This window comes from Polaribacter sp. KT 15 (assembly GCF_900143115.1).
Lineage (GTDB): Bacteria > Bacteroidota > Bacteroidia > Flavobacteriales > Flavobacteriaceae > Polaribacter > Polaribacter marinaquae.
Genome location: NZ_LT670850.1, coordinates 2,523,596 through 2,548,252, shown reverse-complemented (window position 1 = coordinate 2,548,252; position 24,657 = coordinate 2,523,596). Strand labels below are relative to the sequence as shown.

At 36.4% G+C, this 24,657-nt stretch carries 4 protein-coding genes; 1 reads left to right on the top strand and 3 read right to left on the bottom strand.

All coding sequences use genetic code 11. From position 1 onward, the window contains the following. Positions 1-44 precede the first annotated feature (44 nt). Together B5464_RS11350 and B5464_RS11345 are read right to left on the bottom strand one after the other, a co-directional pair. Positions 45-21,386, bottom strand: coding sequence for a gliding motility-associated C-terminal domain-containing protein (locus B5464_RS11350; RefSeq protein ID WP_079738450.1), 21,342 nt, complete (start codon positions 21,384-21,386; stop codon positions 45-47). Between the two features lie 759 nt (positions 21,387-22,145). Continuing rightward, positions 22,146-22,334 carry a hypothetical protein gene (locus B5464_RS11345; protein ID WP_035325018.1) on the bottom strand — a complete coding sequence of 63 codons (189 nt, stop codon included), beginning with the start codon at positions 22,332-22,334 and terminating at the stop codon, positions 22,146-22,148. Positions 22,335-22,543: 209 nt separating this feature from the next. On the opposite strand from B5464_RS11345, the gene B5464_RS11340 reads away from it, so the two are divergent. Next, complete coding sequence (locus tag B5464_RS11340) at positions 22,544-23,293, top strand: hypothetical protein (protein WP_079738449.1); 750 nt, start codon at positions 22,544-22,546, stop codon at positions 23,291-23,293. 864 nt (positions 23,294-24,157) lie between these two features. Here the strand turns inward: B5464_RS11340 and B5464_RS11335 are convergent. Beyond that, a complete protein-coding gene (locus B5464_RS11335; protein WP_079738448.1) occupies positions 24,158-24,652 on the bottom strand; it encodes a heavy-metal-associated domain-containing protein in 495 nt (164 codons plus the stop codon). Between the last annotated feature and the right edge of the window lie 5 nt (positions 24,653-24,657).

The window sequence follows — 24,657 nt, the reverse complement described above, 5'->3', positions numbered from 1 at the left end:
GTTTTTAGAATCTTTTCTCTCTATATTTTCTGTTTTTACAATTTTTATTTTCTTAAATATAACCAACCTGTTTGAGGTTTTCTATCATCATTATTAAAGTAAATAGTATAGTAGTATGTACCTGCAGGTAAACTATCAGAACTTAAATTCCAACGTCCTGTAGAGAAACCATTCCACCATTTTGGTGATGTACTTGGGTTACCATCGTGTTTATATGTATAAACCACATTACCATATCTATTTACTATTTCCATTCCAAACTTAGGATACAACACTTCTAAATGTTTTATCTCGAACACATCATTTTTACCATCTCCGTCTGGTGTAAACCCTTCCGGTATTGCTAATAATACTTCTGGCTCTGTTGCTCTTTGTGCCATATCATCTTCGTAAAGATCTCCGTTGTTTGGTGTAGAATCAATATCTAACTCGTTAATTGCAGTTACTTCTGCAATGTTTAACCAATCTCCAAACGCCTCTACAGTTGCAGTTACAGTTAATGTTTGAGTTTCATCTTTTAAGACCGTATCAACTGTCCAAAGACCAGTTAATTCATTATAAGAACCTGCTGTGGTAGTTGCACTTACAAATGTATAACCAGATGGTAATAAGTCTAGAACTTCTACACCGTTTGCAGTACTTAAACCATTGTTAGTTAAATTCACTGTAAAGTCTACATTAGAACCTGCAACTGGTTTGTTTTCGCTAACATCTTTAGTTAACTCTAAATCTACAGTTTGTACTGGTGTTAAAGTTATACATGATGTATCGTTAGTTGCGTTTACATCTGGCTGATGAACACTATTTACAGTTGCACAATTTGTGTAACTTGCTGTAGTACCTTCTGCCTCTACGATAACATCTATTAATAATATTTCGATATCATTTGCGGCAATTTTACCAACATTCCAGATTCCTGTGTTCTCATCATAAGCGCCAACCGTAGAACTGTAATTAACAAATGTGTATGATAATGGTAATAAGTTATCAATTACCGTAACATCTGTACCATTGATAGGTCCGTTATTAGTTAACTGAATTTCGAAAGTTATCACTTCTCCTACTTTAGGTGATGTATTACCATTAACAACAGTTTTAACTATTGATAAGTCTAATTCTGTTACTGGTGTTACAGATGCACAATCATAATCGTCTTCTGCTGCAACTCCATTTGCAGGTGTAGAATCTTTGTCATCTTCATTAGCAGTTATAATTTCTGCACAATTTTCGTAAACTCCGCTTTCTAAAACTGTAACATCTACTAATAAAACTGCTGTATTACCAACTTCTACTTTACCAATATTCCATAAACCTGTAGTTGGATTATAAGTACCAATTGTAGAACTATAGTTTTCATATTTATATCCAGAAGGAACTAACTCTGAAACTTGAACTCCTGTAGCATCTGTTGGTCCATCATTATAAACTCTAATTTCGAAAGTTAATTTATCGCCAACCAATGGTGTAGTAATGTTATTTACAATTGTTTTAGTTAACCTTAAATCTATTACTCCGACAGGTACAATACTTACAGCACCAATATTATTTGTAGTATCTGGATCTTCTTGATCTGATACTACAGAACTTGTTGTGTTTGTTATTGTTTTACCAATTGTACCTTCATTAACAGTCGCTTCAATAGTTAAATTTGCAGAAGCACCAGAAGCTAAATCACCAATAGACCATTCTCCAGATCCGTTGTTAAAAGTACCATTAGTTGTAGATGAACTTACAAAAGTTACACCTACAGGTAAATTATCAACCAGACTTACATTTGTTGCTGTATCTGGACCATTATTAATAACTTCTATTACATAAGAAATAGTGTTACCAACATTTGGTGTAGCATCGTCTACAATTTTAGTAACTGCTAAATCTGCACTAGTTACATAAATAGACTCTTCTAAATCGTCTCCAACTGTAGTTAAGTCAACTTCATTTCCAGAAGCTGCAGTTACTACATTATTAATATTATTTCCAGCTTCACCTTTGTTAACCGAAGCTCTAATAGTAATTGTTGCAGAACCGCCTAATGGTAAATTACCAATAGACCAAATTCCAGAAGTAAATGAATTTACAGTTCCACCCGTTGCTGTATGACTAATATAAGTTAACCCTGATGGTAAGTTTTCGATTAAACTAACTCCGGTAGCATTACTTGGCCCATTATTTACAACGTTTAATGTAAACTCAACTATATCACCTACATTTGCTACAGATCGGCTTACTACTTTGGTAGTTACTAAATCTGTAATTTTTATTGGTGTTGTAGTTGCATCATCATAATCATCTTCTGTAGGATTACTATTTCCTGGTGTTGATGTTGGATCTTCTTGATCTGATGAAGTTACTTCTGCTGTATTTGAATAATTACCAGTGGCATTTACCATTGCAGTAATAACTAAGGTTTCATTTTCTGATGCTGTTACAGCACCAACATTCCATGATCCAGAAACTTCACTATAAGTTCCTACAGAAGCAACTGCACTAACAAAAGTATAACCAGTTGGTAATTGATCTACTACATTTACTCCGGTAGCATTATTTAAACCATTATTGGTTAATGTAATTGTAAAGTTTACAGTATCACCCACATTTGGCGTATCTACATCAACTTCTTTTAATAAAGTTAAATCTGCACTTTCTTTTACATCTACAGTTACAATTGCTGTTGTACAATTTACTGGATTTAAAACTTCACATATCTGATATTCTATTTCATAAGAACCACCCGGTGTTCCTGAAGGTACACTGATAATTCCTGTTGATGGATCTATTGTTGGAACTGGCGCACCAGACACTAAAGGTGTTGCAGGAGTAACTATAGAAATAACTACTTCATCAATTAGAACTGGCACTCCGTTTAAAGTATCAGATCCGCTTCCATTGTCGGTTAAAACATTTCCTACGTTATCATCTCCATTATAACCATCAACATTACCAATTATATCATCATTAGCTACAATTGGCCCTGTACCTACAACTACCGTTACTATTGCATCATCACAATTTGTTGGATTTAATTCCTCACAAATGCTATAACCAATTTTATATGTACCTGCTGGAGTTCCAGATGGAACGCTAACAATACCTGTTGATGGGTCTATTACTGGTACAGTAGCACCTGGTGTTAATGGTGTTGCTGGTGAAACTACCGTTAAATTTACAGCATCAATATCAACAGAACTTCCATTTAAAGTATCTGCTCCATCTCCATTATTTGCCAACACATTTCCTACGTTTGCACTACCATCTAAACTATTTACTGGCTTCGAACTGAAATCATCATTTTCTGCCACAATAATAGCCTCTTCAACAACTACAATTACTTTAGCTATATCACAATTTGTTGGATTTAAAACTTCACATATTTGATATTCTAATTCGTATGTTCCTGCTGCTGTTCCTGGAGCAACATCTACAGTTCCATCTCCGTTTAATGTTAATGCATTATTTGGGTCTGCAGTTATTAACTTTAATGTCACTTCATCAGGATTTACTAAAATACCGTTTAAAGTATCATTATCAAAAACATTAACTACAGCTACTTTACCTTCAAATCCATTTACAGGCGTTACAGGAATATTATCAACTGCAACAATCTCTGGTGAATCAACTACAACTATAACAGTTGTTGTATCACAATTATTTGGATTTAAGTTTTCACAAATAGTGTATTCTATAGTATACGTTCCGCCTGGTGTACCAACTGGCACACTTACAATACCCGTAGCAGGATCTATTACAGGAACCGGTGCTCCTGCAATTGGAGTTGCTGGTGTTTTTATAGTAATTGTTACATCTGCAAGTACTACAGGAATACCATTTAGAGTATCGTTATCTAAAGCATTTCCTACATTAGGTTCTCCATCTAATCCATTTACTGGACTTAATGAATAATCATCTACAATCGCATCTATAACAGCCTCTTCTACTACAACTGTAGCTTCTGCTGTATCGCAATTTGTAGGATTTAAAACTTCACAAATTGTATATGGATACACATAAGTTCCTGCAGGTGTATTTGGTGCAACTGTAATTGTACCATCTGCATTCATAGTCAATCCTCCAGAAGTTGTTGTTGGTGCAACTCCTGCAGTTAAATTAACATCTGCTGGTGAAACTATCACTCCGTTTAATGTATCATTTAATAATACACTTGCAGTATTTGCTCCATCTAATCCATTAATAGGTATTGCAGAAAAATCATCATTAATAGCATCTATTTTTGCTGGATCTACAGTTACGGTAATTGTTGCTGTATCACAGTTACTAGGATTTAATATCTCACATATAGAGTAATTTATCTCATAATCTCCTGCAGGTGTTCCTGGAGGAATACTTATAACTCCTGTTGATACATCTACACTTGGTACAGGTGCTCCTGGCAATTTAGGTGTTGCCGGTGCAATTATTGATATTGCAACATCAGATACATCTGTTGATACTCCGTTTAGCGTATCATTACCATCAGTATTATCATCAAATAAGTTACCTACATTTGAATTACCGTTTAATCCATTTCCGCCTGCTATTACGTCATCTTCTGCAACAATTGGAGCTGCTTCTACAACTACTGTTACAACAGCGGTGTCGCAATTACCTGGTGGATTTGGCTCTAACTTATCACATATAGAGTATGTGATTGTATATGTATCTGCAGGTGTTCCTGCTGGTACAGTTATATTACCTGTTACTACATCAATTACTGGTACTAATGCTCCTGCAACTATTGGTGTTGCCGGATTAACTATCGAAATAATAACATTATTTCTAGTTGCTGCATCTCCATTTAAAGTATCAAAACCATCACCAGTATCACTAGTTAAAATATTTCCTACTAATGATTCTCCTTCTATCCCGTTAACCGGACTATTTGTAAAGTCATCATTAGTTGCTATAATATTTAATGGAGAATAACCTATCGTTACTGTAGCTTGATTAGAAATATTACCATCATTATCATCTACTGTATAAGCTATTGGTGTTGGATCTTGTGTATAACCAACTTCCGGAGTAAATGTTATTGATCCTGATATAGCATCAACAAACCAAGTTCCTTCTCCTGGAATCACAAAACTTATTACATCTCCATTAGCATCTTTATTAACATTTGTAGCTGTACCAACTGGTACAATTAAACTTACTGTTGTTGGATCTATACTTCCTGATGCATCTGAATCGGCATCATTAGACGTTACATCCACAGTCACTAAGTTTCCTGGCACATTATTTAAATCAGTATCACTTGTTGCTACCGGCGCTTGTGCTACATAACCTGCACTAGCAATTGCTGTTGTGCTCTCTCCGGTAATTGTCTCTGTTAATGTGTAAACTATTGGTGTTGGATCTGCTGTAAATGTTGGGTCTGGATTAAATGTTAAATCATCTGTAGTTGGATCATAACTCCAAACTCCTTCGCCTGGTACATCTAATGTCAATGGATTTCCATCTCCGTCTGTATCATTTGGATCAATACTTATCGTAGCATTCCCTGTCGATGGATTTGTGTCTACTGGACTTCCATCACTCAACGTATCATTAACTGAAATGTCTGACAATACTGCATCAACTCCTGTTACAATACCATTTACGCTATCATCTGTAGCTACTGGTGATACTTCATTATAAGTAACTGTTACTATAGCTGAAGTTGCATTGCCTTCTGCATCACTTACCGTATAACCAATCACTGTTGGATCTGTTGTAAAGCCTGCTTCTGGATCGAAGGTTAAACTTCCTGATCCGTCATAAGACCAAACTCCTTCACCTGCAACTGTTAATTGATAATCCGATGCTCCTGGTGTACCACTCACAACTGCTCCTGCTGGTAATGGGTTTGCTGTACTTCCAAACACAAAAGTGTTCGCTACAACTGCATCGCCTTCTGTATCATTACCTAAAACATTTAGTGTAACATCTGATGCTACAGTATTGCCTAAACTCTCATCATTTACTGCTACTGGTACATAATCTACCGTTACTGTAGCTGGCGTAGCACTTACATTCCCATCATTATCCGCTATGTTATAATCTATAGGTGTTGGGTCATCTGTAAAACCTGTTAATGGTGTAAAAGTAATTGATCCCGTAACTTCATCAACATTCCATGTTCCTTCTCCTGGTACTGTAACACTTGTTACATCATTGTTTCCATCTACAACATTTGTAGTGGCTCCTGATGGAACTACCAAACTTACCCTTGTTGGATCAATTACACCATCTGAATCGGTATCTGCTCCTGCTCCTGTTAATGGATCTAATGTTACTGCGCCTGCTGGATTTGATGATGAAATATCATCATTCGCTATTGGGGCAACTTCTTGATAATCGATCGTTACTGTTGCAGTATCTGTTAAACCTGTTTGATTCTCTGTTAAAGTATAAACTATAGGCGTTGGATCTGCTGTGAAATTAGATGCAAATCCTCCTGATATCGTTTCTGGAGTAAATACAATCTCTCCGTTTGCTAAATTATAATTCCAAGTTCCTTCTCCTGCAACTACTAAGACATCTTGAACGCCTGCTGTAGATGGATCTAAATCTAAAGTCGTATTCGTTGGACTTGCTGGTGTTACGCCATCACTTAATAAATCATCCGTTAAAATCTGTAACGGTGCACTTGGCTGTGTTGTCGTATTTAAAGTTACATCTGTATTGTCATTCGCTACCGGTGGTAACTCTCCATAAGTAACTGTTACTATAGCTGAAGTTGCATTGCCTTCTGCATCACTTACCGTATAACCAATCACTGTTGGATCTGTTGTAAAGCCTGCTTCTGGATCGAAGGTTAAACTTCCTGATCCGTCATAAGACCAAACTCCTTCACCTGCTACTGTTAATTGATAATCCGATGCTCCTGGTGTACCACTCACAACTGCTCCTGCTGATAATGGGTTTGCTGTACTTCCAAACACAAAAGTGTTCGCTACAACTGCATCGCCTTCTGTATCATTACCTAAAACATTTAGTGTAACATCTGATGCTACAGTATTGCCTAAACTCTCATCATTTACTGCTACTGGTACATAATCTACCGTTACTGTAGCTGGCGTAGCACTTACATTCCCATCATTATCCGCTATGTTATAATCTATAGGTGTTGGGTCATCTGTAAAACCTGTTAATGGTGTAAAAGTAATTGATCCCGTAACTTCATCAACATTCCATGTTCCTTCTCCTGGTACTGTAACACTTGTTACATCATTGTTTCCATCTACAACATTTGTAGTGGCTCCTGATGGAACTACCAAACTTACCCTTGTTGGATCAATTACACCATCTGAATCGGTATCTGCTCCTGCTCCTGTTAATGGATCTAATGTTACTGCGCCTGCTGGATTTGATGATGAAATATCATCATTCGCTATTGGGGCAACTTCTTGATAATCGATCGTTACTGTTGCAGTATCTGTTAAACCTGTTTGATTCTCTGTTAAAGTATAAACTATAGGCGTTGGATCTGCTGTGAAATTAGATGCAAATCCTCCTGATATCGTTTCTGGAGTAAATACAATCTCTCCGTTTGCTAAATTATAATTCCAAGTTCCTTCTCCTGCAACTACTAAGACATCTTGAACGCCTGCTGTAGATGGATCTAAATCTAAAGTCGTATTCGTTGGACTTGCTGGTGTTACGCCATCACTTAATAAATCATCCGTTAAAATCTGTAACGGTGCACTTGGCTGTGTTGTCGTATTTAAAGTTACATCTGTATTGTCATTCGCTACCGGTGGTAACTCTCCATAAGTAACTGTTACTATAGCTGAAGTTGCATTGCCTTCTGCATCACTTACCGTATAACCAATCACTGTTGGATCTGTTGTAAAGCCTGCTTCTGGATCGAAGGTTAAACTTCCTGATCCGTCATAAGACCAAACTCCTTCACCTGCTACTGTTAATTGATAATCCGATGCTCCTGGTGTACCACTCACAACTGCTCCTGCTGATAATGGGTTTGCTGTACTTCCAAACACAAAAGTGTTCGCTACAACTGCATCGCCTTCTGTATCATTACCTAAAACATTTAGTGTAACATCTGATGCTACAGTATTGCCTAAACTCTCATCATTTACTGCTACTGGTACATAATCTACCGTTACTGTAGCTGGCGTAGCACTTACATTCCCATCATTATCCGCTATGTTATAATCTATAGGTGTTGGGTCATCTGTAAAACCTGTTAATGGTGTAAAAGTAATTGATCCCGTAACTTCATCAACATTCCATGTTCCTTCTCCTGGTACTGTAACACTTGTTACATCATTGTTTCCATCAATATCATCTGTCGTTGCTCCTGCTGGAACTACCAAACTTACCCTAGTTGGATCAATTACACCGTCTGAATCAGTATCTGCTCCTGCTCCTGTTAATGGATCTAATGTTACTGCGCCTACGGTATTCGATAATGAACTATCATCATTCGCTATTGGGGCAACTTCTTGATAATCGATCGTTACTGTTGCAGTATCTGTTAAACCTGTTTGATTCTCTGTTAAAGTATAAACTATAGGCGTTGGATCTGCTGTGAAATTAGATGCAAATCCTCCTGATATCGTTTCTGGGGTAAATACAATCTCTCCGTTTGCTAAATTATAATTCCAAGTTCCTTCTCCTGCAACTACTAAGACATCTTGAACGCCTGCTGTAGATGGATCTAAATCTAAAGTCGTATTCGTTGGACTTGCTGGTGTTACGCCATCACTTAATAAATCATCCGTTAAAATCTGTAACGGTGCACTTGGCTGTGTTGTCGTATTTAAAGTTACATCTGTATTGTCATTCGCTACCGGTGGTAACTCTCCATAAGTAACTGTTACTATAGCTGAAGTTGCATTGCCTTCTGCATCACTTACCGTATAACCAATCACTGTTGGATCTGTTGTAAAGCCTGCTTCTGGATCGAAGGTTAAACTTCCTGATCCGTCATAAGACCAAACTCCTTCACCTGCTACTGTTAATTGATAATCCGATGCTCCTGGTGTACCACTCACAACTGCTCCTGCTGATAATGGGTTTGCTGTACTTCCAAACACAAAAGTGTTCGCTACAACTGCATCGCCTTCTGTATCATTACCTAAAACATTTAGTGTAACATCTGATGCTACAGTATTGCCTAAACTCTCATCATTTACTGCTACTGGTACATAATCTACCGTTACTGTAGCTGGCGTAGCACTTACATTCCCATCATTATCCGCTATGTTATAATCTATAGGTGTTGGGTCATCTGTAAAACCTGTTAATGGTGTAAAAGTAATTGATCCCGTAACTTCATCAACATTCCATGTTCCTTCTCCTGGTACTGTAACACTTGTTACATCATTGTTTCCATCAATATCATCTGTCGTTGCTCCTGCTGGAACTACCAAACTTACCCTAGTTGGATCAATTACACCGTCTGAATCAGTATCTGCTCCTGCTCCTGTTAATGGATCTAATGTTACTGCGCCTACAGTATTCGATAATGAACTATCATCATTCGCTGTTGGGGCAACCTCTTGATAATCGATCGTTACTGTTGCAGTATCTGTTAAACCTGTTTGATTCTCTGTTAAAGTATAAACTATAGGCGTTGGATCTGCTGTGAAATTAGATGCAAATCCTCCTAATATCGTTTCTGGAGTAAATACAATCTCTCCGTTTGCTAAATTATAATTCCAAGTTCCTTCTCCTGCAACTACTAAGACATCTTGAACGCCTGCTGTAGATGGATCTAAATCTAAAGTCGTATTCGTTGGACTTGCTGGTGTTACGCCATCACTTAATAAATCATCCGTTAAAATCTGTAACGGTGCACTTGGCTGTGTTGTCGTATTTAAAGTTACATCTGTATTGTCATTCGCTACCGGTGGTAACTCTCCATAAGTAACTGTTACTATAGCTGAAGTTGCATTGCCTTCTGCATCACTTACCGTATAACCAATCACTGTTGGATCTGTTGTAAAGCCTGCTTCTGGATCGAAGGTTAAACTTCCTGATCCGTCATAAGACCAAACTCCTTCACCTGCTACTGTTAATTGATAATCCGATGCTCCTGGTGTACCACTCACAACTGCTCCTGCTGATAATGGGTTTGCTGTACTTCCAAACACAAAAGTGTTCGCTACAACTGCATCGCCTTCTGTATCATTACCTAAAACATTTAGTGTAACATCTGATGCTACAGTATTGCCTAAACTCTCATCATTTACTGCTACTGGTACATAATCTACCGTTACTGTAGCTGGCGTAGCACTTACATTCCCATCATTATCCGCTATGTTATAATCTATAGGTGTTGGGTCATCTGTAAAACCTGTTAATGGTGTAAAAGTAATTGATCCCGTAACTTCATCAACATTCCATGTTCCTTCTCCTGGTACTGTAACACTTGTTACATCATTGTTTCCATCTACAACATTTGTAGTGGCTCCTGATGGAACTACCAAACTTACCCTTGTTGGATCAATTACACCATCTGAATCGGTATCTGCTCCTGCTCCTGTTAATGGATCTAATGTTACTGCGCCTGCTGGATTTGATGATGAAATATCATCATTCGCTATTGGGGCAACTTCTTGATAATCGATCGTTACTGTTGCAGTATCTGTTAAACCTGTTTGATTCTCTGTTAAAGTATAAACTATAGGCGTTGGATCTGCTGTGAAATTAGATGCAAATCCTCCTGATATCGTTTCTGGAGTAAATACAATCTCTCCGTTTGCTAAATTATAATTCCAAGTTCCTTCTCCTGCAACTACTAAGACATCTTGAACGCCTGCTGTAGATGGATCTAAATCTAAAGTCGTATTCGTTGGACTTGCTGGTGTTACGCCATCACTTAATAAATCATCCGTTAAAATCTGTAACGGTGCACTTGGCTGTGTTGTCGTATTTAAAGTTACATCTGTATTGTCATTCGCTACCGGTGGTAACTCTCCATAAGTAACTGTTACTATAGCTGAAGTTGCATTGCCTTCTGCATCACTTACCGTATAACCAATCACTGTTGGATCTGTTGTAAAGCCTGCTTCTGGATCGAAGGTTAAACTTCCTGATCCGTCATAAGACCAAACTCCTTCACCTGCTACTGTTAATTGATAATCCGATGCTCCTGGTGTACCACTCACAACTGCTCCTGCTGATAATGGGTTTGCTGTACTTCCAAACACAAAAGTGTTCGCTACAACTGCATCGCCTTCTGTATCATTACCTAAAACATTTAGTGTAACATCTGATGCTACAGTATTGCCTAAACTCTCATCATTTACTGCTACTGGTACATAATCTACCGTTACTGTAGCTGGCGTAGCACTTACATTCCCATCATTATCCGCTATGTTATAATCTATAGGTGTTGGGTCATCTGTAAAACCTGTTAATGGTGTAAAAGTAATTGATCCCGTAACTTCATCAACATTCCATGTTCCTTCTCCTGGTACTGTAACACTTGTTACATCATTGTTTCCATCTACAACATTTGTAGTGGCTCCTGATGGAACTACCAAACTTACCCTTGTTGGATCAATTACACCATCTGAATCGGTATCTGCTCCTGCTCCTGTTAATGGATCTAATGTTACTGCGCCTGCTGGATTTGATGATGAAATATCATCATTCGCTATTGGGGCAACTTCTTGATAATCGATCGTTACTGTTGCAGTATCTGTTAAACCTGTTTGATTCTCTGTTAAAGTATAAACTATAGGCGTTGGATCTGCTGTGAAATTAGATGCAAATCCTCCTAATATCGTTTCTGGGGTAAATACAATCTCTCCATTTGCTGAATTATAATTCCAAGTTCCTTCTCCTGCAACTACCAAGACATCTTGAACGCCTGCTGTAGATGGATCTAAATCTAAAGTCGTATTCGTTGGACTTGCTGGTGTTACGCCATCACTTAATAAATCATCCGTTAAAATCTGTAACGGTGCACTTGGTTGTGTTGTCGTATTTAAAGTTACATCTGTATTGTCATTCGCTACTGGGGGCAACTCTCCATAAGTAACTGTTGCTGTTGCTGAAGTTGCATTGCCTTCTGCATCACTTACCGTATAACCAATCACTGTTGGATCTGTTGTAAAGCCTGCTTCTGGATCGAAGGTTAAACTACCTGATCCATCATAAGACCAAACTCCTTCACCTGCTACTGTTAATTGATAATCCGATGCTCCTGGTGTACCACTCACAACTGCTCCTGCTGGTAATGGGTTTGCTGTACTTCCAAACACAAAAGTGTTCGCTACAACTGCATCGCCCTCTGTATCATTACCTAAAACATTTAGTGTAACATCTGATGCTACAGTATTGCCTAAACTCTCATCATTTACTGCTACTGGTACATAATCTACCGTTACTGTTACATTATTAGACTGATTGCCATCATTGTCCTCTACATTGTAACTAACAACTGTTGGATCATTTGTAAAACCTGCTAATGGCGTAAAAGTAATTGACCCTGTAGCCTCATTCACACTCCAAGTTCCTTCTCCTGGTACTGCAAAACTAGTCACATCGCCATTGGCATCAATCACCTCACTAGTTGCTCCTGCTGGTGTTATTAAACTAACAGTCATTGGATCAATTACACCTCCTGCTGCTGCATCTGAATCTGCATCATTAGATGTTACATTTAACGTTACTGCTGTATTTGGTGTATTGTCTAAATCACTATCTAAAACAGCTACCGGCGCTTGCGCTACATAACCTACAGTTACTGTAGCTGTATCTGTTAAACCTGTGCCTGTCTCTGTTAAAGTATAATCTATTGGGGTTGGATCTGCTGTAAAGCCTAGATCTGGATCAAATGTTAAATCATCCGTTGCTGGATCATACGTCCAAACTCCTTCGCCTGGTACATCCAATGTTAATGGATTCCCATCTCCATCTGAATCTGTTGGATCTAAACTAATAGTCGCATTTCCTCCTGGTGTCGTGTCTACTGCACTTCCATCACTCAACGTATCGTTTCCTGAGATATCTGTTAAAACTGCAGGCGTTCCTGTAACAACTCCTGATACACTATCATTTGTTGCTACCGGTGGCTTATTAACAATAATTGTTTCTGTTAAATCATCACCAACATTTGTAGGGTCTACTTGATCTCCTGATGCTCTCGAAGTAGTATTTATAATTGTGTTACCAGAAGTGTTAGCATTAACTGTAGCTATAATATTTAAAGTTACACTTGCGTTAACCGCTAAGTCACCAATTGTCCAAATTCCAGAACCTGAATTATAGGCTCCTGAACTATCATCACTTACATAAGTAACTCCTGCTGGTAAATTATCTGTTAAATTAACACCTGTTGCAGCAGTTGTTCCTCCGTTATTTGTAACTACAATTTTATAAATAATTGTATCTCCTTCATTAGGAGTTGGATTATCTACCTCTTTAGTTGTTACTAGATTTGCACTATTTATAGGTGTAACTGGCACTTCACTATAATCATCTTCTGATGGATTGTTATTATTAGGTGTTGAATCTAAATCATGTTGATCTGACCCTGTTACTTGTGCAACATTATCATAATCTCCTGTACCTAATACTTTAGCTGTAATAGATAAATTAGCTGTTACTCCATTAGCTAAACTTCCTACATTCCAAGCTCCAGAAACATCATTATAAGTAGTTGTCACTGTTTCCGTTGAAGATACAAAAGCATATCCTGAAGGCAACTTGTCTGTAACTACAACTCCTGTTGCGTCACTTGGACCTTCATTTTTAACAGTTAAATTAAACACTACATTTTCACCAACATTTGGTGATGCATTAACAACTGCTTTTGTTACTACTAAATCTGCAATTGGTCTTGGTGTACTAGAAATACTATTTGTATTATTAGTCGTGTCATCATCAGTTTCTGCACTGGTTACAGTGGCTGTATTTGTATAATCTCCTGTTGCTAAAACAGTGGCTGTAATATTTAAAGTTGCTTTTGCATTAATAGCTAAATTTCCTATTGACCAAACACCTGTAGCAGGAACATAATCTCCTGTACTGTCATCACTTACCCAAGAATACCCTGAAGGTAATAAATCGTTTGAAACAACTCCAGTAGCATTACTTGGACCGTTATTAACAATTTCAATAGTAAAGACAACATCAGAACCAACATCTGGTGTTGCATTGTCTATTCTCTTCATTAAAGCAAGGTCTACTAATGGTGATGGTGATGGTGTTACTGTTGAAAAATCATCTCCTGTTCCATCATTTACTGTAGAATCTGGATCTGCTTGATCACTACTTGTTACTTCTGCATCATTTTTATAAACTCCACTTTCTAAAACTGTGGCTACTATTTGAATTGTTTCTGTTGTACCTGCTATAATTGGTCTTGATACAGTCCATAACCCTGTTGTACTATTATACATTCCTGCTGTTGGACTTGCACTTACAAACTGGTAACCTGTTGGTAATTGATCTGTAATTACAACATTTGTAGCATCACTTGGTCCTGCATTGCTTACATCAATAGTAAACGTAACATTATCGCCAACATTTGGCGAAGATATATCTACAACTTTAGATACAGATAAATCTGCTCTTTCTACAGGTGTAACAACTACCTTTTCTTGATCATCTTCTAAAATATCATTATTACCAGGTGTAGAGTTTTCATCTACTTCTGTAGTTCCTGTAATTTCGGCAACATTGTCATAATCTCCTGTTGGTAAAACTGTTGCTTCAATCTCTAAAGTAGCATTTGTAATTCCTAAATTTCCAATGGTCCAAGAACCTGATACTGAATCATAAGATCCAACAGATGGTGTTGCTCCTACAAAACTATAACCACTTGGTAATTCATCTGAAACCACAACTCCTGTTGCGTTACTTGGTCCTACATTTGTTACTGTAATTGTAAATTTAACATTGCTACCTACATTAGGTGAAGGAACATCTACTCCTTTAGTTAAACTCAAGTTAACTAAAGGATCTCTAGATACTGTTACCTCATCTTGATCATCTTCTGTTAAATCATCATTGTTTGGTGCAGAATCAACATCTGTTTCTGTTGCACTTGTAATTTCTGCAACATTTGTATAATTTCCTGTAGCTAATACAGTTGCTGTAACATTTAAAGTAGCTGTTGTTCCGTTTGCTAAATTTCCTATAGTCCAAACACCTGTAGCTGGCACGTAACTTGCGCCACCAGTATGACTTACTAAAGTATATCCTGATGGTAATTGATCTGTAACTACAACTCCTGTTGCGTTACTTGGTCCATCATTAGATACAATTACTGTAAATACCACATCTGTACCTGCCACAGCTTGCACGTTATCTACAGATTTTGTTAATGATAAATCTATTAAGGGTGTTGGTGTTGTGCTTGTAGTAGAATAATCGTCTTCGGTTACAACTCCATTATTTTCTGTAGAGTTTGGATCAAATTGATCTGTTGCAGTAACTTCAGCATCATTTTTATATTCATTAGCAGCACCTGTTGCAGCGTTTACCGTGGCTACAATATCTAAATATTCTGTTTTTCCGTTTAAAACACTTCCTGAAAGTGTCCAATTACCAGTAACTGAATCATAAGCACCTGAAGTTGCTGTATAACTTACAAATGTATAACCTACAGGTAATTGATCATTAACTACTACTGATGTAGCATCACTTGGGCCTGCATTTGTTAAAGCAAGTGTAAACTTTACATTATCTCCTACTATAGGAGTTGATTCATCTACTGTTTTAACAAGTGATAAATTGGCCACCTTTGTTGGTGTAATATCAACTTGTGCTTGATCATCTTCTGTAATAGTGTTGTTACCAGGTGTAGAATCTGGATCTTGTTGATCTGAATGAACTACTTCTGCTACATTATTATAATTACCCGAATCATTAATAATTGCATCAATTTCTAAAACTGAAGATCCTCCTGCTGATATAGTACCTATAACCCAAGAACCAGTTGCTGGTGTATAAGCTCCAGAACCATTATCGGCATCATACGAATATCCTGTTGGTAAATATTCTACTACATTAACTCCTGTAGCAATACTTGGTCCTGCATTATTAACTGTAATTGTAAATTTAACTTTTTCGCCAACTAAATAACTTGAACCATTTGCTGGTGCACTTACCGTTTTTGTTAAATTTAAATCTGCAACAGATACTGGAACTGTTGCTTCAGAATCTTGGTTATTAGAAGTATCTGAATCTGTTTCATTTGTTGCTGATATTGAAGCGGTATTGTTATATGAACCTGACGCATTAACTGTAGCCGTAATATCTAAAGTTTCTGATGCTCCACTTGCTAAATTCCCAACAGTCCATACAATTCCTGTTCCAGAGGCTGGTGTCGAATCATCGATACTTGCGCCACCTGTTGCAGAATTAGAACTTACATATGTATAACCAGATGGTAACACATCTGAAACAGCAATACCAGTAGCATTACTTGGTCCGTTATTATTTACAGTTATCGTAAATATAACGTTAGAACCCACATTTGGAGCTGCGTTATTTACCGTTTTAACTAAAGCAATATCTACTACCGGACCCGGTGTTGTAGTTACAGAACTTTGATCGTCTTCTGATAAGACATTATTATTAGGTGTAGAATCTGGATCTGATTGATCTAAGCTTGTAATTTGTGCAGTATTTATATAAGGTCCAGAAGCTTCTACTGTAACTTTATATGTTAAGATAACAGAACTACCTTTTGAAATTGTTAAACCATCCCAATTAATACTTCTCCCTCCAGAATTATAAATACCTCCATTACTTACAGAACCTGTTACAATAGAATAACCTATTGGTAGTTCGTCTAACACACTTACTCCTGTTCCGTCAAAATTGGCATTATTGTTTGTAACTTCAATCTGAAAATCTAAAACATCACCTACACTGATTGGTAAAGGTGTTACTAATGTTTTTTCTAAATCTAAATCTACACTAGGTAATATTGTTATAATAACGTTATCTGTGGTTCTTACACATGGATTATTATCTACTGTCCAAGTAAATTCGTAAGTACCTGGTACTGTACCTGCAACATTTGTAGCAGGGTCATTTATATCTAAAATATTTGGTGTATTTGGTCCTGATACAAATGTCCAAACTCCTTCTCCTGGTAAAGGGTCGTTTGCTGCTAAAACAACAGCATCAAACTGAGATAAATTTTGATCTGGGCCCGCATTTGCTGCTGCTACATCATCTGTAATTGTTACCTCCATTGTATCAGAGAAAGAACATCCACCATTTGACGAAGTCCACATAAAAGTATAAACTCCTGCACTTGTTAATCCTGTAACTCCTGTATCTTCATTAAATTTATTATCAAAAGTTACTATTGATGGTGTAGTACCTACCTGAGACCACTCTCCGGTACCAACAGTTATGTTATTACCATTCATTATAACAGAAGAAGACGCGCATAAAAACTGGTTAGGTCCTGCATCTGGATCTGTTGGAGGAACACCATTATAAGTTATTGTTATAATATCTTCTTTAGTTGCACAACTACCGTTTGCAACCTTCCATCTAAAAGTATAATCACCTAAAGCTAATGTATATTCATTAACTATAGAAAGAGCTGTTGTAGGATTGTTTGGGCTATCAATTGAAATATCTCCTGGAGTATAAGATGCTGGCGGATCATATGCAGCAATATTATAAGGATTACCACTACCATCTAAACTATTACTATCAATTAATTCCCAAGTTCCTAAACCGTTTATTGGTGTTGCAGCTTCTAAAACAGTTGAAAACTGACAAGAATTATCTGGAATTGGCGTAATAACTGCATCACTTGGTTCTAAATAAGAATTAACTCGAATAAAATCACTTATTCCGTTAGTACAATTACTTCCAGGATTGGTTGATTTAAATTGAAATATATACAAACCTTCTACTGTTGTAGAAAGCTCAATATTTGTTGTTGGATTGTTAACTGCAAGTATATTTGCAGCACCTGGAGCTGGTTCACTTATTACTGACCATTCACCTTCACTTGGACTTGTTAACGCAGTTGCATTCATGGTTGCAATGTTCGTATCTCCCAAACAAACCTCTTGATCTGTACCTGCATTAGGTGTTTCTGGTGGTGCACTGTTTGTAACAGTTACAGTATCTGTATCTCCACAAGCTACACCAGGCGTAGTATATGTAAATTGATATGTATTACCTGGAATAATATCAACAGTGGCTAATCCATTTCCAATTGAAACAGGATTAGGACTATCTGAACCTGTAGAGCTTAAAAAAGTCCATGTACCATTATTAGATAACGTTTCATTACCTTGTAAGATAACAGATGTTGCGTCGCATAAATCTATATCTGCACCTGCATCTGCTGGTTCATTTACAGTTAACGTAAAATCTACAGAAGGAACACTCGGAGGACAAAATGGATTATCCGAAGAAATTGTCCATCTAAAAACATAAACACCTGTAGACATTCCTGAAACTGTAAGATCTGGGTTTGTGGCGTTTATTGTAGGATTATTTGGTCCTGAAACTATAGACCATATTCCAGTACCACCGTTTCCTGGGGTTGCTACTGCTTGCGATCCTAAGCCTCCATAAACTGTAGTAGAGTTATCTACTTGAGATGATACATAAGAAGTACCACACGTAGTATCTGATGACGCGCCTGTTAAAGCAGCATCTTCTGCTTGCAAATACACATCAAAACTTACTGAATCTGGATTATCATAAGTACAAAGACCTTTATCTACATTCCATTCAAATTCATAAGAATACCCAGGTTTTAAATTAGAAAAAGTTGCTGTAGGTGAATTTATATCGTCTACAGACCAAGAATTATCCCCTTGCTTTAAAATCCAAGTACCTGTAAAACCATGTACAACAGGATCATCTGCATTCATTGTAACAGATATTGGTTGACTCGTAGCACATACATCAGTAATTGTTCCGGCATCATAAATAACTCCCGGATCGACAGTAATAGAAACCGTATCTGTAAATTCTGTTGTACATGCAGAAGGGTTTGTGGTTTTCCATTCAAAAACATATTGACCTGCTTGTAAACCTGTATAAGTTGCATTAGGGTCTGCATCTGTTTGTGAATAATAATAATCTGGTGTAGCACCTTGACCTGGAGTTTTTATACCATATGTAGTAGTAGGATCTGGTGCGCCATTTGGCTTACTTACAATTGTCCATTCTCCTATAGTCTGATTAGTATCATTAAAACTCGATGCATCTGCATTTAAAGTTACACTTGTAGTTCCACTAGGCAAACAAAAATCATCTCCTGCAAATGCGGCCGAAGGTGCAACATCTGAATCTACATCTAATGTTACTGATGTTGCATAGGTACATGGTATAGCAGCCGTAGTTGCTACCTGCCACTCTATCGTGTATATAGTATTAGGCGCTAAATTTACCGATGTTCTTATATTATTCTTATCAGAAAAAACAACTGCTGGATTAGCATCTACCTGAACCCACTCACCAACTTCATTTTCTGCTAATGGTGTTGCTTCTAATATAAAGTCACCAGCACATAAATTACTTGTAGATGGCGGAGGAATTATTTGAGAATTTGGCGTGATAGATACTGTAACTTGTGTATCGTCTGTAGAAGGTGTTGACCCAGGAGGACCACTAACAATATGCCATCTAAAGTTGTAAACCCCAGAAGTCGTCATCGTAACTAATGTGTTATATAAAGTTTCATCAGTAAACACTGCAACATCTGGCCCATCAATTTGAGTCCAATAACCAGTATATACATTTGTTACACCTGGTTTTGTTGCCGTAGGATCATTACCCGCTAAGTTAGTAGATGCATCACCACAGGGTAAAACAGAATCTGTACCAGCATTTGCTGCCATATCTTGATTTGCTCCTGGTGCTTCTGAAACTATAATCGTAATATCTTCTGATGCAGAACCACAACCTGTTAAACCTTCTCCTGATGCAAATCTAGTAATACGTATTACGTAAGTACCAATGTCATCTAAACCAGAAACATTTATATTTCCTGAAGAATATGTATAGACTGGCACTACTGTACCTGGTCCACTTACTAAAGCAGCAGTTGTACTAGTTCCTCCTGAAAAAACATAAGGTAAATCTACACTATTATATGGTGAAGAAGGTATAGGATTCTCTGGAGTAGTTGGAAGTATAATGGTATTAGTTGCTCCATTAACATCAATTGTTGTAGGATCGTTTCTGAATAAAACTCTTACATCATCAGAAGAATCACATTCGTAAAGTGGATTTCCTAAATTTGGTGCAGTAATTGTCCATCTAAATCTATAATCTGCAGTACCAGACATTCCTGAAACTGTAGTTGTATTACTTGTATTATCACTAAAAGTAACAGCAGGGTTACTATCTATTTGAGTCCACAAACCTGTTTCACCTGCATAAAGTGGCAAATTACCTTCTAAAACGGTAGATGTTACTGGCGTACAATATACTTGATCTGGACCAGCATATGAACTCGTATTTTGTTGAGTTGCCGCAGGCACATTTATAGTAACTGTATCTGTTCCTGTAGCACAAGGACCGTTTACCGTCCACCTTAAAGTATAAGAACCTTCTGTTAATTGGCTTACAACTGTATTGGGGTTATTTAAATCTACAATATTTGGTAAAGCAGGACCCGAAACAAAAGACCAAGTACCTTGCTGACCGTTACCTAAACCACCTACAGATGCAGACATTGTTACACTTTGAAAATTCGTATAACATTCTGGTACATTTGTAAATGCTTCTAAATCTGGGCCAGCATCTACAACTGGGTCACCTCCTAGATTTGTAATAACCACAAGGTCGTCTGTAGGACAAGTTTTTGTTTGTGACGGATTTGTAATAGACCATCTTAATGTAGTATCACCAACTTCTGTATCACTTAATGTAATTGTAGTTGTAGGAGAATTAACATCTGCTATTGTTACACCAGCATTGTCATTTCCATTAATTGTCCACACACCAACCTCACCAATAGCTGTGTTAGGTGCATTTGCCGAAAGCGAATAAACACCAGGACAACCGCTAATATTATCTCCAGCCTCTGCCAAAGTATTTTCATTAACAGTAATCGTTACATTTTGTGAGTTATCACCAGAACCATCAAAACATTCTCCTGTTAGTTTGAACTCATAAACTTCTCCACCTACTAATCCGTCTACAATCGTAGAAGCTGAATTAGGTGTTTGTAAAATTACACTTGGTCCAGAAACTTGTGTCCATCTTGGATTAACTACTTTAGGATCTGTATCACCAGGAGCAATACCAAAAGAAGAACTAGTTAAAAATAAACCATCTGTAACACATATAGTTTTACTATTACCAGCATTTAGGTTACAGGTTTGTGAATATGAACTATTGCTAAATAATATAATAGCAAATAGTGCAAAAATTAAAGACACCTTATTATAGGTATAAGAAGTCAGTTTTGTAAATAAGTAATTTTTCCTCATATTTAATTTAATTATTTTAAAACAAAAAGCAGAATACACCTTGTATAATTACAAGGTGTATTCTGCTTTGATTAAAAGACAATATATTTATTAACTGTCTTTAAACAACAAGATTTTTTATTAGTTAGTAATAAGGTAATAGTCGGTTTCAATTCCTCCAATTTTAATTTCGCTAAATATTAAATTGCGCATATTTTTTATTGGAGGAACGCAAATATATATAAAAAAATAACTTCTGAAATTAAATTAAAGTAAACTTTAAATATTTATTTAATAGAAATTAACTGCTATTTATTTATATATGATTAAGAAACAATTTCTATTATAAAGTCACATAAAAAATATTTTTTTTAAGAAAAAAAATTGTAAAAAAAAGAATTTCAGTATTTTAAAAATATTTAATTATATAAATAAAATCATAACTTACAATACCATTGTACAAAAAACACTATTACTTCTACTAATTTTATAAAATAATTAATTAATCATCAAGAATATTTTTATTTGATAAATAGATTTGATTAGAATATGTACGCTGAGGAAAAAATTTAAATGTAGGATTAGAAAATAAATTCTATTAAGCACAAAACCCACAAACATTATGTTTGTGGGTTTTTATTGAGATATGTAAATCTCTAAGCGGAGAAAGAGGTAAGTGAACCTCTTTCGTAGTGCCTTTATTTATTACTGTTTCAGTCCTGTACCATTGTTGGGTCACCTAATAGGTCACCTTTATACCTTGTAGTAAAGATAAGGAATTTACTTGATTAATCCTTGTACTTTACTGATTTCAAAGCCCATAAAGTCGCAAAATTCATCGATAGTAACTAACTGATGAGCTTCTTTGTTAAGGCGTTCTTTAATCGCTTTGATTATTGTTCTGCCATAACGCTCACTCTTTCCTGTTACTACCTGTACGTCTTTAGGGTAAATACAGATTCTACTCATTTACTTTAAATTTAAAATTAATACTCTAACTATACTTTATCTATACCGTAGCTATAAAGCACTTATATACAATATACGACTAATATCCCATTGAAAAAACTAACTAAATCGGAAGTTTTGGCAACTTATAAACAGTACGGAAGCACTCTAATACATTGACAGTCAATAGCTCGTATATTTGATATTCATCATCAAAAAATGTATTAGTTATGGCAAAATTGAAAGGTATTATTAAGTTAGAAGGAACGTTAGACAATCTAACTTTTTACAAAGCAAAAGAGGGTTATTTAGTAAAAACTAAAGGCGGTGTTTCTAAAGAGCGTATTCAAAATGACCCAGCGTTTGAACGTACTCGTGAAAACGGTTCAGAATTTGGAAGTTCTGCATCATCTGGTAAGTTATTGAGAACATCAGTTAGAAACTTAATGATTAGAGCAAAAGACAATCGAGTTTCAAGTCGTGTTACTCAAAAAATGACACAAATTAAAAACTTTGATACAACCTCTGTAAGAGGACAAAGAAATGTAGCTACAGGATTAGCAACACCAGAAGGTAAAGCCACATTAAAAGGCTTGGATTTCAACAATAGAGCCATTTTAAGTGCTGTTTTATTCGCTCCGTTTACTGTAGATGGTGCGACAGGTGAAATTACTATCCCAAATTTAACACCTACAAATGATATTGCATATCCAAGTGGCGCAACACACGTAAGTTTAAGTTCAGCATTTCTAAAAGTTGACTTTGATACTACAGATAACGCAATCGAATACAGTCCTACTGTAAATATTCCGATTGATTCAACGTCTGCAACGCAAACACTAACTCCAGCAGGTGTGCCAACAGGTACAGGAAACGATATATTCGTTTTATTAGTAGAGTTCTTCCAAGAGATTAACGGTGTTCAGTATCCGCTTAAAAATGGCGCATATAACGTTTTAAATATCGTTGAAGTAGCATAGTTTCATTCTGACCTTTGAAGCTGCAAGAGTCCTATAATTTTTATTGTAGGGCTTTTTCTTTTGCCATAATTTTTTTGAAGAAAAGAAAAAAGACAGCCAATGTTAAAGGTAGCGTGGATGATGCTGTCAAGGTTTTTGGGTAAAAGTTTTTTACTCTAAAATCTTGAAACCTTTTACGATAGCTACTTAAAAAAGTTTTATTCAAAACCCGTAGGGCTTGACCTTTACAGTATTGAGCGTTGGCAGAAGGAAGCTACCTATATTTGCTTTCTTTTTTATTTTTTTATGTACTTCATTTACAAGTTTAGCACAATCTAATCACCTTTTAATTATAGCACTATGCTTCTTGATATTTGTTAACGAAATGAAACAAACAAAGACTTGAGGTAAGGAATACTTGGACTTAACGATGGTTTTGTGCAGATGAATGAGATAACTAATATTCTAACCTACTTTATCTTACTTCTGTTTCATTAGAGTTCCAAATGTGGTTGTGTGTTCCAATGTGAGCGTGGGTTAAGCGGATATTTTACATAATACCAGTTATAGCTACGAAAATATAAGAATACTGCGTTAGCAAACCTTTGAAAGGATTTTTGCTACTATAACTTGTATTATGTAACATAGCTTGGGTGAGTTTAGGGTTTTATGATATAATAATAACAGAATAGCTTATTGCAGTTTGGTTTGATTTTATGAAAACCAAAGCTGTAATATGCTATTACCTTAAAGACAAAAAAACGCTAAACTTGTTAGGTGAGCGGAACAACACAAAAGACAGAGGATTTTGAGGTACGAAAAAACTGGGTTTTGGGTTGTGGGGAATAAAAAAGAGCCTTCCGAAAAAGACTCTTTCATTATTGCTTAATGGTCGTGATTTGAATGGTCATCACTTTCTTCTTCACCAGATTGATTCATCATCATTTCGTGGTCGTATTTACAACAACCTGGTAAACCATCATATGCTTCTTCATCACCTTCTACTTTTTCGGTATCATATCCTGAAGCTGCGATTGCTTTATGGATTGCCATTGCATCGGTTTTTGTATCATCAAAAGACACATCAATCTTCTTTTTATCGACATCCCAATTAGCACTTGCAACACCTTCAACACCGTTAGCTGCTTTTTCGATAGTGTTTTTACACATTCCGCAATTTCCTCTTACACCAAAAGACAGGTCTGTCATTGCCATATCTTTTGACATTTCAGTAGTTGTGGTTTCTGTTTCTTTTTTGGTTTCGTTTTTACAACTTGTTAAACCTAATGCTGCTATTACAGCTACACTTAAAATTACTTTTTTACTCACGTCGATTACATTTTTGTTTTTGTGTTCGTGATTTTTCTTTGAAAAATTCATTGTTT

Excerpts from the sequence above, each read along its gene's own strand:
- B5464_RS11350 (WP_079738450.1), bottom strand. The coding sequence starts at position 21,386 with ATGAGGAAAAATTACTTATTTACAAAACTGACTTCTTATACCTATAAT.
- B5464_RS11345 (WP_035325018.1), bottom strand. The coding sequence starts at position 22,334 with ATGAGTAGAATCTGTATTTACCCTAAAGACGTACAGGTAGTAACAGGA.
- B5464_RS11335 (WP_079738448.1), bottom strand. The coding sequence starts at position 24,652 with ATGAATTTTTCAAAGAAAAATCACGAACACAAAAACAAAAATGTAATC.
- B5464_RS11340 (WP_079738449.1), top strand. The coding sequence starts at position 22,544 with ATGGCAAAATTGAAAGGTATTATTAAGTTAGAAGGAACGTTAGACAAT.